Here is a 15,546-nt window from a genome sequence, read left to right on the forward strand (position 1 = left end):
ATGATGGAACATCACAATACTAATTGGCTGCGCTATCGCCAAAAACGCACTCCAGAGTCGAGCACTAAACGCGCAATGAAGCAATGCACTGTATTAGCTACAGCGTTACTAGTCGCGTTAAGTAGCGCTTCGGCAAATGCCGAACGTTGGTATGAAATAGAGCTAATATTATTTAAGCATGATACCAAGACAGACGAATTGCTTGAAAACTTTGACGACCACATTACGCCTGTTGCTATTAACCGCGCAAGAAACCTGATTTCTTCTCGTTTTCCTGAATCAGCCCAAGACAGTTTATCTTTGCTCAATAGTTGCGAGCAGCCCAAAGAGCCGGAAATAGAATGGCAATTTTTTACTGATCCGGCAATTTTATATCAAGAAGTCGAAGATAATTTAATTGTACCGACGATTGAAAACGCTACGCAATTAACGGATGAGACTAACGAAAACAGCCAGATAATTAATAATGCAAATTCAGATGCAGCTAATATTGAAAATACAAGCCTTGCTCAAACAAGTAAAAATACAAGCCTTGCTCAAACAAGTAAAAATACAAACTCTGTTGAAGAACAAATAAAGCGAGAGCTTAATTTGCCCGACACACTAGGCACAAATCCAATAATAACTGCACCAGCAGAAGAAAACGATGTTGAATTAGTCCAAGTCACAGCTCAGTCAAATCAAGCCAATGAACCGGTAAACTTGCAAGCCAGTTTTTCACTATTACCTAAAGCGGCTTGGCATGAAGGTGGTTTACGTCACGACTGTCTACCGACTTTACCCTCAGATATATTTACTGAAGGTAAGGCTTTAAAAGATCTACAAAGCGCGATTTACTGGTCTGATATTCCATTACGTTTATCAGCAATAGAGACCCCATATAGCCGTCGCCCGTATTTAATGGCTGACTCCTCATTAAAATTTAATAAAACCGTGCAAAAATTTGTTTGGCGTAAAGACATTAAGCCCTTATTACATATGGGGTGGCGTCAAGCAATAGGCAGTGAACGCAGAGAAAAACCTTGGCGTATATTCGCCGGTCAAAACTTCTCGCGTGATTTTGATTACTATGGTGATGCCATTGAAAAGCAGCCATTATTTGAACAAAACGACCAACAAAATACAGCGCAACCCATTCAAGCGGGTTCACCTGAATTTACCGCCAATGACACGACCTCACTAGAACACCAATCAGTGATGCAAAACATCAGTCAACTTGTTAGCAAGGTAGAAAGTGGTGAATGGCAAGCGCAAAGCGCGCAAAAATTAGCGCTACAAGAACAATGGCAGCAGCAAGAAAAACAAGCCAACACCCCACAAGATGTATGGGAAATAGATGGTTTATTTAAGATTTACATACGTCACTACCTGTTTGTTGAAACTAATTTCAACGTAAGACGTATCGGCCTGCACCCAACGCAAATTAGCCAACTTGAAGGTGAACAAAACCGTAACAATGAACTACCAGAGTTACAAGTTGCCGGTTTACCTAATACTGAGAAACAAGCAACCAGTGAAAATAAAGCAACGCAATACTTATACGCCTATCCATTTAAACAAACGCGTCGTATGCGAAGTGGCGAAATCCACTATTTTGACCATCCGTTGGTTGGCATGATTATACAAGTGAGAAAGTTTGTACCACCAGTTAAACCCGATGATGGTGAGTAAGTAAACCTTAAAGTGTTGAGGGCGAGCATTTATGCTCGCATTGATCTTTATTATTTTTTATTTATTGAGTGCTACGTTGACCTTTGTATTGATCGACTAAATATAAAATATTCGTCACGTCAAAATACAAATCAAAATTTTCGTTAATGTCGGATTCTGTGACCGACACTTTGTCATAATGTCGATCATTATGCGTCACAAATTGACGATCACGGATCGTTAAGCCAAACAAATAAACCAAAGACTGTATATCATCAAAACTATAGGCTTTAAAAGCAAACTCATAACTACGACCATTGGTTTCGTGAGCAATCGCATCCATCAAATGATTAAGCATAAGTTGATGATGATAACTCTCTGGCTCATGGGCAAGCGCACGATGACAATTCATAGCACCAAAATGAGCGGTTAAATGCGTATAGTTAACTGCGAGTATCCGCTCTGCATTTTTTATACAGCCTTTAAAGTCTTGAGCATTAAGTGCTTGCAACACTAAAGGCGTGTAATCATAAATAGTTTTATAATGCTTAAGCTCACGACCGGTTTGGCTGTAGCTATCTCTTAACTTTTGCCATTGACTAATATCGCTAACTTGCTGTGACTTAGCTTGTTCCACCAAGTTAACATAGGTGCTTTCAGCTTGGGGAGAAACTGTCCACTGCGGTGCGGCCGATTGCGTAGATTGACAACCGGCAAGCAAAGCACAAGTCACAACACTTGTGCTTAAACTTAATTTAATCCTGTTTTGCAGCCTATTTAGCCGAAAAATAACCGCCATAACCAACTACTGTCTAAATCTTCCTTACAGGTTTTAAGCTGTGCACCGTATTTTTCAGCGCGCTTCTTAACCTTGTAAGCTACTTTTTTTAACCATGCTTTTTTATTGTAGGTTTTACGCTTATAGCCACCCCAGCCTTCATGGTAATTTAAATATTGATTATATGCATCCCATTTAGAGACCTTATTTAATTTTTGGGTTTTAAATATAAACCAACCCATAAAATCAATCGCATCATCAAAATCGTCTCTATCCGCACCTGAATTATCGGTTTCTCGGATATAGTCTTTCCAAGTCATAGTTTTAGCTTGTGAATAGCCATAAGCCGAACTTTTGCGACCAATCGGAATAAAGCCAAGAAAATACTCCATCGGCGGCGCTGCATCTGCCTTGAAACTACTTTCTTGATACATCATGGCCATAGGTACATGTATTGGCACCCCCCATTTGGCTTGCATATCTGAGGCCGCATCATACCAATCTCTGTTTTCAAAAAAGATATCACAAAGGTTATCAGGGTTTTCTGGTGGCGATGTCGCGCATCCAGCAAGAACACTACAAAGCAGTAAACTTAAAGTCAGCGAAATTGATTTTTTCATTATACGTTATTATTGCTATAGGTATGTTTTGAGAAATATTGATCCAAGAATACATCAAAGTTGACCGTATCACTTTGCTCGACTTCACGCTGACGAGCATGTGATGCTTGCGCTTGCTCAGTCAAATATTGCTCACTATAAACCTGATATTGTGTTTGTTGCTGCTGCTTTTTATATTGTTCAGCAAGGCGCATACCTAAAGCACCGTTATCTAAGTTTTCATTGAGCAATATGTTCATTATTTTGCCAGACGGTGTCGCGCTAGGATCCTCAACTTTTAGCCTTTGTGCGTTAATAGCCGCCATGTAAGATTGGTCATCATTGACCGCGTCAATGTGCGCCGCAAGTTCAGTTAAATCGTCAAGTATGGCCGATGCCCATTCAGTTAATGTCAGCTCTGTAACATCTGCTGGTGCTTCATGGCAAAACTGCTGTAATTTAAGATCGGGGTTTCGTCCTTGTAAAATTACTTTATCAAAATTTTGGTCATTAACGAGTTGCTCTTCTTGACTGATAGCCTTGTTTGTTCCTAAGGCGCACCACATCAAAAATAAATCAATAAAGCGAATTTGTTGTTCATTAACCCCCTCAGGCGAAAAGGGATCAACATCGAGAGCTCGAACTTCCATGTATTGAATACCACGGCGTTCAAGTGCATCAGTCGGCGATTCACCGCTATTCGTTACACGTTTTGGTCTAACCGACGAATAAAACTCGTTCTCGATTTGTAATACGTTGGCATTAAGTTGACGATACTCACCGTTTACTTTAACACCTATTTTTTCATACTCAGCAGATGGCAAATTAATCGCTCGGCGCAAACCGTCTATATATTGGTACAAGCAATTATATTCGATATTTAAATCAGCTTGAGCATCGTTAGTATACCCTAAGTCACTTAACCGCAACGACGTGGCATAAGGCAGATATAATGTCCCCTTGCCCACTTTTTCAAAAGGCAAGTTAACTTCTTTACCACTTAGAAATGACGAGCAAAGCGCAGGAGATGCGCCAAACAGATAGGGTAATATCCACATATGGCGTTTTAAATTACGAATAACGCATAAGTACCCCTCTGATATCGGGTCTTTAATTTCACAACCTGGGTTGGCTTCAACGGTTTTAGCCCAATTTTGCCAAAATTGTTCAGGAAAAGAAAAATTGAAATGAACGCCTGAAATCACCTGCATCATTGAGCCATAACGATGGCGTAACCCCTCCCGATACAAGGTTTTCATTTTACCTATGTTAGACGAGCCATACTGCGCAATAACAATATCTTGCTCGCCACCGACAAAACACGGCATGCTCATAGGCCACAGTAATTCGCCATTTATTTTCTGATAAGTAAATTTTTGAATATCGGCTAATTGCTGGAGACTGACGGTCACATTCTGCTCAACAGGGGTAATAAATTCGAGCAATGTTTCTGAGTAATCGGTAGTAATATGGGGGTTAGTTAAAGCAGAACCTAAACATTCCGGATGAGAATCAGGGCTGAGTTTACCTTCAGCATTAATTCTTAAACTTTCGCGTTCAAGACCACGATTAAATTGCGAGAAAAATGACTTTCCTTGTTGCATTAGGAAAGAACTTAAGGCTTGATTTGCAACCGACAAAATGGACAACCTACTTAACAGTTTGCATCCTATATTGGGTAACAAGCATAAAATTCAATGGGTTGACCCAATTCAAAGGATATTTAAGGGATAACTTTACAGGTTATCACGGTAAATTGCAGTAATGACTCTCATAAAACTGATCCAATTCAGTTTTTTGTAGATGCGCATTTATGCTTGTTGAGCCTGCAAACCTTTTACTACTTTAAGTGTAAGACTAAAGTATTTTTCCTGACAAGCTCTAAGCACTTTGATACGTGTAGGCAAAGCCTCACCTTGTCTCAATAAACTAACTTAATAAATATTACTTAACAAATTGAAAAACCAAGCAAAAAATATCAATTAAGCTATAGTTAAGCAAAACAAATAATTTGTCATATTACCCGGTCATTTGCGGTTAACCAGGGAAGCAATTCAAACAATATGAAATTTAAAGCCTCTAGCAGTTTGTTCAGCCATCTTATGGTGAGCTTTCTTATTGTCATATCATTACCTATTGCCCTACTCACTTATCGTGATTTCACTTATACACATTCAGCAATGGTTAATGCCGAATATAGAGTATTACGCACCGCTGCTATTGAAACTGCACTAAGAGTCGATATTTTCCTTGAAAATCAAAAATCGGTTGTTAGTTTAAAAGCGGATGAACCTAATTTAACCCGTACGCTGCAATACAACACGGCAGGTGACTTACAAAGCGCTAAACTATCGCTAGAAAACTTCGTCGCCCAAAACCCTTACTTTATAAAATCGGCTAACTTGTATAATTTAAATGGCCAATTACATGTCAGCAGTGAGCAATACAGTGCCGCAAGCGAAATTCCATCTTCAGAAATAGCCAGTATTCTAGCCGCAGATGGTGCAGTAATGACGCCAATAAATCAGCTCGCGCAAGAGTTTAAATACAGTAGTATTATCCTAGATGAAAAATATTTACCTATCGGGATCCTCGTTGTTGAATATTACCCCACAACACTGACTCGATTATTGCAGGTGAGTGCTGGTTCCGGCGGGAAAAATACCTTTCCTATCATGGTAACCAAAGATAAAAAAATCATTGCCTCGGGTAACAGTGATTTTGATTTTAACTCAATCATCATTAATGAAAGTCTCGAACCAAATGATAAATCAGCACCACTAGACGCACAGTCTGTACTAATAGGCACTATACAAATCACCAACAACGAGCCTGAGTCCAACAAATTTGCAGCTGTGTTAGCATCAATAGACTCACCTGATTGGCGAATTATTTACACCCAACCCTATGCCGATTTTGCCACCCCGATAAAACAGATTACTGATTCAAATTTTTTAATGATTTTAGCCGTATCTATTTTATCGGCCATTATTGCCATTTTACTCAGCAGAGTTATAACCAATTCTATTCGACATTTAACCATTCAAGTGAGTCATCTTGCCGACGGGCAGTTTATCAACAAAGTAGAAGAGTCAGGCGCAAGAGAAATTCGCCAACTAGCTCACGCGTTTAACGAAATGACCTTGAAAATTAAACAGCGTGAAAATGAAATTATCGAGAATCAAAAATTATTAGCTCGAGCACAAGAACTCGCTCATCTAGGTAGCTTTGAATTACAAATCGACAACTTCGCCATGAAATGGTCGGAAGAACTATACAATATACTGGGTTATAGCAAAAATGATACTGTCCCCTGTATGGACATGATTTTTGCGCTTATGCCCGAAAATGACCAAATTAATTTACAACGACACATAGAAAACGTAACGAAAAAACAGTCCAATTATACACCGTCATTTGAGTGCGTTATAACCTCTGTCAACGGTGTCGAGCGTCAGGTTATCGTTTTACTCGAAAAACGTGAAGAAGAAAAACAGCGTACCGTACTGATTGGCACCATTAATGATGTAAGTTCTATTCGTGAAACACAAGATGCATTAAAAGCCAGTGAAGAACGTATATCTCTTATTTTACAGTCTACGACAGATGCGCTTTGGGACTGGGACCTAAGCAATGATGAAGTATTTTTAAGTCCTCGCTGGTTTGACATGTTAGGCTACGATGAACTGGAGTTAGACTCCAGTACTGACACCTTTGCCAAAGTATTACACCGAGACGATTTTAGTTATGTTTTTGGTAAAGTCGCTGAAGTCAGATCGGGAAGTTTAGACGGGATCAGCATCGAATTTAGAATGTTGAAAAAAGATACCTCAATCTTATGGGTTCATTCTCGCGGCTCTGTTGTAGAGCGTGATAAACAAGGTCGTCCAACCCGATTTGTTGGGACTAATACTGACATATCAGAGCGGAAAGAAATTGAAAATAAACTGCGCGAATTAAACGAAGGCCTTGAACAACGCGTTGCAGAGCGAACCGAGCAGTTAGAAGAACTAAACAATAGGCTACAGGCAGCCAAAGACAGCGCCGAGCAGGCCAACAAAGCCAAGAGTTCCTTCTTAGCCAATATGAGTCATGAAATACGTACGCCGATGAATGCAATCATCGGCTTAACCAATTTATGCTTAAAAACCGAGTTGTCTGAGAAACAAGAAAAGTATGTACGTAATGTTAAACAATCTTCAGAAAACCTATTGGTTATCATTAATGACATTCTCGATTTTTCTAAAATTGAAGCGGGTAAACTCACTATAGAAAGTGAAAAATTCTGTTTAGATGACCTATTATCAAACCTATCTGACCTGTATGCCTATAAAGCGCATGAAAAAGGCTTAGAGTTTATTATTCACGCTGACACTAAAGTACCGAAAGATCTAATTGGTGATCCGCTACGCATAACACAGATCCTTACCAACTTATGTGGCAATGCCATTAAGTTTACCCACAAAGGCCAAGTAATGGTGCACATAAGCTTACTTGGCTCGAGTGATGATCGCGCCCTTATTCGTTTTTCGGTTATTGATTCAGGTATAGGTTTATCCGTAGATCAACAACAAAATTTATTTAAAGCCTTTAATCAAGCTGACGTTTCAACAACACGTAAATATGGTGGTACTGGCTTAGGCCTAACTATTTCAAAACAGCTCGTCGACTTAATGAACGGGGCAATCGCCGTTGAAAGTCAAATAGACAGAGGCTCAAATTTCCATTTTGAAATTCCACTATTTATCGACTTAGCACCAGAGCGTAATACCTCAATAATAGACAACTCATTGCAAGGCATGAAGGCGTTAGTCATTGATGATAACTTTTTAACAACTCAAGCGCTAAAAGATAACCTTCTTTCCTTTGGCATGGCTGTTAACGTGTATACGTCTGGACACGATGCTGTTAAAGCACTGAGTAATAACACGGCGCAATTCGATGTAATTTTACTTGATTGGTTTATGCGAGATGGCTGGACAGGAACACAAACATTAGCAAGATTACGGGAAGTAACAGACGTTAATGTCAATAAATTAATGATATTGAGTAACTCAATGTCAGAACAAGAGGAAGTGAATAAAACCCTTCCCAATGGTGCGGTGCATGTCACTAAACCGGTATCAATTACGCAGTTATTTAAACTCATTAGCAAAGTGATCAGTGGCAATCCAATTTCCAGTCAATTTTCCCAAACATCAGAAGCCGACAATATCTATGTTTTTAGCGACTTACATGTTCTGCTAGTTGAAGATAATGAAATCAATCAACAGGTTGCAACAGAAATGTTAGACAATGCGGGGATCCAAGTCACTGTTGCCAACAATGGTAAAGAAGCATTAGCCATTCTACCTGAGCTGAATATTGATTTAATATTAATGGATATTCAAATGCCGGAAATGGACGGATATGAAGCGACAAAACAAATTAGAACATTGGATCGTTATCAAAATTTACCTATTATCGCCATGACGGCAAATGTCATGACAGAAGATAAAGAGCAATGTTTAGCCGCTGGCATGAATGCACACATTGCCAAACCCATAGATGAACTTCATATGCTAGAAACCATCGCAGACTGGAGTGACAAACCCGTCAATAAAGAACTCGCACCTAGCATGACAATCGGTCTTGCATCACCTCAAAGTGATAACTGCACCACATCAATGTCGCCTCAGCTATTGAATATTGCGTTCGCCACCAAACAGTTAGGTCATAATCAAACATTGGTTGAACGTATGCTGACTAAATTTGATAGCGACTATGCTAAAGCTGGCAAGCAAGAAAGTGAACTGCGCCATGCAGAACAATATGTTGAACTGCAACAAATGCTCCATACTTTAAAAGGCGTAGCGGGCAACTTAGGCTTAGAGCAACTACACCTTGTCACTAAAGCTTACGAAGAAGATTTAAAGCATAAACAATACGACAAACTAGTTGAGCATTCTTCCGAATTATCTGATTGTATTCAAAGTACTCGTGCCAGTATCAAAGATGCCTTTAATATAGACAATGAAGAACACAATGAACTTCATGCTGATAGCAATGATGAAAACACAGATGAAACAATTGCGATAGAAGACTTAATTGAGCAAGCTGCTAAATTAAGTGATTTAGTAGCAGCTAATGAATTTGTGCAAGATGACGATGTAGATGCACTTGTTAATCGCTTACCAAATGATTTGAAAAACCTGTATCAAGGTCCGTTACAAGACGCTTTTATGAACTTTGATTTACATGAAGCAGGCAGTCAATTGAATGCATTAATGAAAGATTTAAAAGCGTAACATCTTAAACTCTATAGTTAGCGAATGGCTGAATGTATAACCATTCGCTAACTTGTAGAAGCGATTTGACATAAACATAGATATATAGTCAAAGCGATCTGGTTTTAGGGGCAGCTTCCGCATCCTGCTCACGCTAAGTACTTACATCCATGTAAGCAAAGCTGTCAAGCTTCGAGACCCCATGAGCATATGCTCTACTATGTGATTGGGGCGAGTAAGCGCTGACAATGAACCATAAGACCTGAGCGAGAAGACTATAGGCAAACCTAAACCGAGAGTTAGTACCGTTAAAACGGCTAACAAACTCAGGAACGTTATCCTAAGTCTAACAATACTTTTCCTGCGTATTGACCTTCTTCAAGTGCTATATGCGCCATTGCGACATCATTAAGACCATATGTCTTCGCTACATAAATTTGCAGTAAACCTTCAGCAATCCAGTCAATCATGGTTTGTAATTGTTGGTTATTAACTTCAACCAAAAAATTGAAACACGCAGTATTTTTTAACGAGGCGGCTTGCTTAACCGCATCCGCAGTGAGTGTTGGTAAGGTGACAACGTTCGTCACTTGACCTAATTGATTCAGTAAATTAATAGCTGGTTCACCGCCCACGCAATCAACGACTAGATCAAAATCTTGATTAACTAAACCAGATTCATCTTGCCATTGCCATTGGAAATCAAGAGCGGACAAGGCTTCTCGTTTTGCCTCAGAACCAGTACAAATAACCTTTGCACCTTGGATACTCGCTAATTGTGCCGCAATATGACCAACACCACCGGTTGCACCAAATATCAAAACGCGATCACCCGCCTTTACTTTACCGTACTGTAAGGCTTGAAAAGCTGTAAGCCCAGCCAAAGGTAAAGCGGCTGCTTGGCGTAAATCAACTTTGGGTGGAACAAACAACACTTCGTCTTTTTCAACTGTGCAATACTCGCTGTAGGCGCCACCCTTAAAAGGAATACCTATCATACCAAAGACATATTGTCCCATAAGGTGTTCGTTGTCTTCGTCACCTACCGCGCTGATGATACCCGCCATATCAAATCCAGGAACCCAAGGTAAGTTATCTTTAATTTCTTTAGCTACCCAACCCAAACCGGCTCGAGTTTTAAAGTCGATAGGATTAACGGAAGCCGCAACCACATTTACCAGCAATTGGTTTTTTTTAATCTCAGGTAAAGCACATTCTTGAATACGCAACACATGCGCATCGCCAAAAAACGGGATATGACAGGCATTAAATACAGACATAATAATTACTCCTGAACGTGTTCCTGAATAAAGTTGATAAGACGTTGTGCAATAGCATATGGGTGTTGCATATGAAAATGATGATGCCCAGCTTCGTAAGCCATGGTGATATTTTTAAACACTTTTTTTCGTGACCCCATCAGCTTATATAAACCTGTATAACCGTCATTAGCAAAATAAGCAAGGGTTGGACATTCAATTTTAGACAACAAATCAATAGCTTGCGCTTCTGACATACGAATCGGTGATAAAGCTGTCAGACGGATATCACTTCGACGCCACATTTTATCGTTATTAAACGCGACGTCTCGTTCAATAAGCATTCGAGCATGACTCAAACAAAGACCACCTGCTCTAGCACGTAGTGCTATAAACGCATCTACATCAGCTATAGGCTTAACTGCCGTTTGACCTTTAGCTTGACGACTAACAAAAGCACTTCGAATTTGCTCTTGTGTATCAGCTTGTTCACTTAATGGTCCACTGGCTTCAAGCATAGTTAGGGTTCTAACATTTGACTCTATGGCGGCTACCACGCTAGCGACCATGCCCCCCATAGAATGACCCACTAAATGACAGTCCGTCATACCTAACGCCAGCAATATTTGCTGAATATCATAGACATAGTCAATAAAATGATAGTGCGCATCAGCGCTGCGATGTTCTGAATGACCATGCCCTGCAAATTCAATACAGTAGATATCAACTGAGATAATTGACGTTATCGCCTCAACTAATGGTAAAAAAGACGCAGCGTTATCTTGCCAGCCATGCAATAACACAATAGGCCGCATTGAGATACTTTGCTCAGCGGGGAAGTGCAAAAAACTGTGTTTTTTACCGCCTAATTCAATAAAGCCTTGCTGCTCTATACCCCAATTTAGCATAAGTCGATTAGTTTACTTTTTTACTGTCGGTTGTGTGTATTTCGTATTTAGCGCCTTTATTAGCCTTTTTCTGGCGTTGCTTATTTGAACGCTTCTTTTGATTGGTATCGTTTAGATAATAATAGCGTAAACCAAGTCGCTGATGATAATAGCTAGGGTGATGCCGCCATAGATCGTGCTGCATGCGTATTAACTCATCATCGCTCATTTGCTCTTTCCACAAATGAATAGCCTGGGCATTGACGACCGGAAATAGTAATTCGTGCTCACCAACCTGCCCTAACTCACTCTTGGTTAATGTGCCTAACACAGAAAGAGAGCGGCCTTGCTGATAGATTTCAGGATCAAGAAACCCATTAACATAAATCCGAAAACGCCCATCTGAGTTATCCGACACTTTAGGTCGAGTGCTCGACATTAAGTCAAAATTAACCAGTTCAATACGACTTTTAGTCTGTAAATTATCGACACGGACAATCGTTCCTCCCCAGCGAACTAATGTATCAGCCGGTTGTTTTTTTTCTAAGTTTTGCAAAACACTTTGATAACTGGTTAATTGCGTACCTTCTGGTACAGTTAAGTTATCTGGAATTTGGCTACAACCCGCCACTGACATTAAACATAATAAGGAGAAAAAACGAACTGAAAAAAACCGGGTGGCTCTATTTAAGGTTAATCTGTATTCACTTATTAATTTGATCACGGATTTCACATTTCTATCTAAACAAAAACTAAACATAAGTATCAACACCTAGTAAACCTTGAATTTCTTCTCGTTTGGTTTGATTTTGTACGGCGCTATAAGCTGAAATTGCACTTCTGTTGGTATTTTCTATTTGTGGTGATTGTGGTGATTGAAAATTTTGCTGATTCTGCGTGTTAATCTGAGAATTAGTATTAAGCGCGTCTAGCTGCTGCTTAGCCGCTTGACGACTATCAAGCAGTTCTTGTCCGGTTAACTCAGACTGTTTATTTGCTGGATTTTGTTCAGTTTGAGATCCAAGCTCAGGCTGCGGCTGCCGCTGAGGATCAGGTTCTGGCGGCTTACGCACAACAGAATTCACATCAGCATTAAATACTGACGCCAAACTTTGTGCAGCTAAACCCGTTTGCAAAATATCCATGCCAACAATAACCGTTAAACCTGTCTCTATTTAAGTATATTCATTGATACTTAGCTCAGCAAATCTATTCTCGTCCTGGCATTTTTTTCCACGCTACGTCATTACGTAGGTATGTTGGCACCACATGCTCAGCCGACTGCTGTTGCCCTTTATTGGCTTTTTCTAACGCTAGCAATGCGATATCAATGGCGTTAGGAAATAAAGTTTCATCATCTACTACGACTTTAACTTGGCACGTAAGTTCATCTCGATACGTCTGCCACCCTGTTCCAGTCCCATGCCATTCATCTGATTGATTAAAGTGTGAAAGGCCACCTTCAGGGGGAGTTACCTTTTCATCTTCAATCGGCTCAACTAAACCTAATGATTTAACCCGATACACTCCTAAGTAAATCTCACTCATTCGCGCATCAATAGCTGCAATCACGTTTTTAGCATTATGTAATCGGTACATCTGATGAGCCATAGCCGCTAAACTACTTACACCAATCACCGGCTTTTTGGCACCAAATGCCAAACCTTGGACAATACCCGCAGTAATACGCACACCAGTAAAACTGCCAGGTCCTGCACCATAAGCGATGAAATCAACCGCATCGAGTGACACTTGTGCTTCATCTAGCACTTGCTGAGTCATCACTAGTACTTTTTTATTATGCTCTCTTGGGCAAACTTCATAACGGTTAGCTAGGACATTTTGTCCATCAACTAACGCCACAGAGCAGGCTTCAGTTGAAGTATCTATTGCTAAAATCTTACTCATTAACTCATCTCAGATAAAAAACGAACAACCTTACTCATACTGCGCGTTCGCTGCATATTAGGTAAGCTTTTTATAAAACTTTGACCGTATTGCCGAGTCGCAATACGTGGATCACAAATGACAAGCACACCGGTGTCATTCACGTCTCGAATAAGGCGACCTGCACCTTGTTTTAGTGTGATCACCGCTTGTGGAATTTGAATTTTGCTAAAGGGATCAAGCCCTTGACGCTTACAATTATCAATTCGGGCTTGCGTAACGGGATCATCCGGTGAAGCAAAAGGTAACTTATCAATTAACACACACTTGAGTGCATCCCCTCGCACATCAACGCCTTCCCAAAAAGCACCGGTTGCCAATAATACCGTTTCATCATCAGCAAGAAACTGATTTAATAATTCTCGTTTACCTGTTTGCCCCTGCACTAACAATGGATTTTTGACTATTTTTTCTAAACGATTAGCCACTAAATTCATCATTCTATAACTGGTAAACAACAAAAAGCATCGCCCACCACTGGCTTTGATTAGTTGCTGGCAAACATCCACTAACGCATTTAATACGTCTCTATCGTTAGGCTCAGGAAACATGCGCGGTACACACAGCAAAGCTTGCTTATCGTAGGCGAAAGGACTATCGAGCACCAAAGTTTTATGCGGGTTTAATCCGAGTAATTCTGTGAAATGACTAAAGCCACCATCAACAGATAACGTCGCCGATGTCATCAACCAGCTTTGCTGTTTCTCTTGCATAATAGGCGCAAATTTATCAGCAACAGATAATGGCGTTAAATTAAGCGAGACATGCCGCATGGTAGTTTCATACCACAAACTCACATCGACCTTAGTCATATCCGTCACAGAAGACAATGCTGCTTGTGCGTGACACAAGCGCTCAAAGCAGCTATCTATGCCTTTGGTACGTGAAACACATTGTTTAACCACTTCGTAAGCAAAATCAATAGTTTCGTATATTTTGTTCAATATCTCGTTAATCGATTCGTCTTGGATTTTTTCTCGCCAATTACCTTTAACGGGATCATGAGGAAAAGCCAGTCGAAATTCCCTTGCAACATGTGTCAGCTTTTCACTGACTTTACCTAATTGCTTAACATCCTTTAATTCAGTTCGATACTCTAATTCAATATCTTTGGCTAAATCAGCCATTTGACGCGTTGAAAAGCGCTCGCCAAAGTATTCGCAAGCAATATCGGGGAGCTGATGGGCTTCATCAAATACCACAACGTCAGAATCCGGTACAATCTCGCCAAAACCTGTATCTTTAACTGCAAGATCGGCAAAATATAAATGGTGATTAACCACCACCAAATCAGCCGCTATGGCTTTTTTACGCGCTTTAACTAGATAACAATCTTCAAAATTTGGACATTCTTTACCCAAACAATTGTCAATCGTGCTGGTAATTAGCGGAAAAACACGAGAATCTTCGCCAATGCTGCTTAATTCACCAATATCTCCTGTTTGGGTTTTATTAGCCCAAGTCGACACTTTTTTCATATCGGCGAGAATTTGCTTATCGGTGACATCTGACACTTGTTTGTTAAGCGTGAGGCGATAAGGGCAAAGATAATTGGCCCGCCCTTTTAACAAGGCGACTTTACGATAGGAACCTAAGGCTTTTTTAATTAAAGGTAGATCACGATGGAAAAGCTGTTCTTGTAACGCTTTTGTTCCCGTAGAAACAATGACTTTTTTGTCTGAAAGCAAAGCAGGTACTAAATAAGCGAAGGTTTTTCCGGTGCCGGTTCCCGCTTCTGCCACTAGCAACTGCTTATTATTCATCGCTTGCCAAAAACCACTGGCCAACTCAATTTGCGCTTGTCGAGGTTGATAACCGTCGATAGCTTTTGCAAGCTGCCCCGATTGACTAAATACTTTTTCTACTTTATTCACTGCAGACTGGAAACGATTTGTAAAAGCTAGTTGCTTATTGGGTTAGATTAAGTGGCGCATTATCGCAACGTAAAAAGCAATTTACAAAGAAATCTCAATGGATTTAAGATAAATGTTAAGGTGAATGAATAAGTCAACGAAACTAAATTTTAATTTAGAGCAAAATTAAAAAATGATTGGGTAATAAATCGTTACGCAATCTCTAATATGGGTTAACGAATATAAATTAACTAGACACTCTTGAACAGTATGAGCTATCCAAGCTCGCTTTAACTGTATGAGTTAA

11 protein-coding genes are annotated in these 15,546 nt (G+C 40.0%); 2 read left to right on the forward strand and 9 right to left on the reverse strand.

Features of this window, described 5'->3' with window-relative positions; all coding sequences use genetic code 11:
• On the forward strand, positions 1-1,671 hold the full coding sequence (locus tag C2869_RS16070) for a CsiV family protein (protein ID WP_108603914.1): 1,671 nt from the start codon (positions 1-3) through the stop codon (positions 1,669-1,671).
• Between the two features lie 61 nt (positions 1,672-1,732).
• On the opposite strand, the gene C2869_RS16075 is transcribed toward C2869_RS16070, so the two are convergent.
• The 3 genes from C2869_RS16075 to gshA are packed head-to-tail and all read right to left on the reverse strand — an operon-like array spanning position 1,733 to position 4,667.
• Positions 1,733-2,449, reverse strand: a complete 717-nt coding sequence (locus C2869_RS16075) for a DUF4919 domain-containing protein (RefSeq protein WP_108603915.1) — start codon at positions 2,447-2,449, stop codon at positions 1,733-1,735.
• The gene (locus tag C2869_RS16080; protein WP_108603916.1) at positions 2,428-3,048 is read right to left on the reverse strand and encodes a transglycosylase SLT domain-containing protein; all 621 of its coding nucleotides are present in this window, start codon (positions 3,046-3,048) and stop codon (positions 2,428-2,430) included. Before C2869_RS16080 ends, C2869_RS16075 begins: the two co-directional genes overlap by 22 nt.
• Positions 3,048-4,667 carry a glutamate--cysteine ligase gene (gshA, locus tag C2869_RS16085; RefSeq protein WP_108603917.1) on the reverse strand — a complete coding sequence of 540 codons (1,620 nt, stop codon included), beginning with the start codon at positions 4,665-4,667 and terminating at the stop codon, positions 3,048-3,050. Before gshA ends, C2869_RS16080 begins: the two co-directional genes overlap by 1 nt.
• Positions 4,668-5,090: 423 nt before the next feature.
• On the opposite strand from gshA, the gene C2869_RS16090 reads away from it, so the two are divergent.
• On the forward strand, positions 5,091-9,314 hold the full coding sequence (locus tag C2869_RS16090; protein WP_108603918.1) for a response regulator: 4,224 nt from the start codon (positions 5,091-5,093) through the stop codon (positions 9,312-9,314).
• Between the two features lie 314 nt (positions 9,315-9,628).
• Here the strand turns inward: C2869_RS16090 and C2869_RS16095 are convergent, their stop codons facing one another.
• The 6 genes from C2869_RS16095 to C2869_RS16120 form a co-directional block, all read right to left on the reverse strand.
• Complete coding sequence (locus C2869_RS16095; protein ID WP_108603919.1) at positions 9,629-10,573, reverse strand: NADP-dependent oxidoreductase; 945 nt, start codon at positions 10,571-10,573, stop codon at positions 9,629-9,631.
• Between the two features lie 5 nt (positions 10,574-10,578).
• Complete coding sequence (locus C2869_RS16100) at positions 10,579-11,460, reverse strand: alpha/beta fold hydrolase (RefSeq protein ID WP_108603920.1); 882 nt, start codon at positions 11,458-11,460, stop codon at positions 10,579-10,581.
• 7 nt (positions 11,461-11,467) lie between these two features.
• Positions 11,468-12,199 carry a Slp family lipoprotein gene (locus tag C2869_RS16105; protein WP_108603921.1) on the reverse strand — a complete coding sequence of 244 codons (732 nt, stop codon included), beginning with the start codon at positions 12,197-12,199 and terminating at the stop codon, positions 11,468-11,470.
• Positions 12,192-12,584, reverse strand: coding sequence for a hypothetical protein (locus C2869_RS16110; RefSeq protein ID WP_108603922.1), 393 nt, complete (start codon positions 12,582-12,584; stop codon positions 12,192-12,194). Before C2869_RS16110 ends, C2869_RS16105 begins: the two co-directional genes overlap by 8 nt.
• Positions 12,585-12,648: 64 nt before the next feature.
• Positions 12,649-13,347 (reverse strand): tRNA (adenosine(37)-N6)-threonylcarbamoyltransferase complex dimerization subunit type 1 TsaB, encoded by a 699-nt coding sequence (gene tsaB, locus C2869_RS16115; RefSeq protein ID WP_108603923.1) that lies wholly within the window; start codon positions 13,345-13,347, stop codon positions 12,649-12,651.
• A complete protein-coding gene (locus C2869_RS16120; protein WP_108603924.1) occupies positions 13,347-15,260 on the reverse strand; it encodes an ATP-dependent DNA helicase in 1,914 nt (637 codons plus the stop codon). The genes tsaB and C2869_RS16120 overlap by 1 nt, the downstream gene beginning before the upstream one ends.
• Positions 15,261-15,546 lie beyond the last annotated feature (286 nt).

This window comes from Saccharobesus litoralis, assembly GCF_003063625.1.
GTDB lineage: Bacteria > Pseudomonadota > Gammaproteobacteria > Enterobacterales > Alteromonadaceae > Saccharobesus > Saccharobesus litoralis.

What these genes read in the sequence shown, in the direction of transcription:
- C2869_RS16105 (WP_108603921.1), bottom strand. Translation starts at nt 12,199, where the DNA reads ATGTTTAGTTTTTGTTTAGATAGAAATGTGAAATCCGTGATCAAATTA.
- C2869_RS16090 (WP_108603918.1), top strand. Translation starts at nt 5,091, where the DNA reads ATGAAATTTAAAGCCTCTAGCAGTTTGTTCAGCCATCTTATGGTGAGC.
- C2869_RS16095 (WP_108603919.1), bottom strand. Translation starts at nt 10,573, where the DNA reads ATGTCTGTATTTAATGCCTGTCATATCCCGTTTTTTGGCGATGCGCAT.
- tsaB (WP_108603923.1), bottom strand. Translation starts at nt 13,347, where the DNA reads ATGAGTAAGATTTTAGCAATAGATACTTCAACTGAAGCCTGCTCTGTG.
- C2869_RS16100 (WP_108603920.1), bottom strand. Translation starts at nt 11,460, where the DNA reads ATGCTAAATTGGGGTATAGAGCAGCAAGGCTTTATTGAATTAGGCGGT.
- C2869_RS16070 (WP_108603914.1), top strand. Translation starts at nt 1, where the DNA reads ATGATGGAACATCACAATACTAATTGGCTGCGCTATCGCCAAAAACGC.
- C2869_RS16075 (WP_108603915.1), bottom strand. Translation starts at nt 2,449, where the DNA reads ATGGCGGTTATTTTTCGGCTAAATAGGCTGCAAAACAGGATTAAATTA.
- C2869_RS16080 (WP_108603916.1), bottom strand. Translation starts at nt 3,048, where the DNA reads ATGAAAAAATCAATTTCGCTGACTTTAAGTTTACTGCTTTGTAGTGTT.
- C2869_RS16110 (WP_108603922.1), bottom strand. Translation starts at nt 12,584, where the DNA reads ATGGATATTTTGCAAACGGGTTTAGCTGCACAAAGTTTGGCGTCAGTA.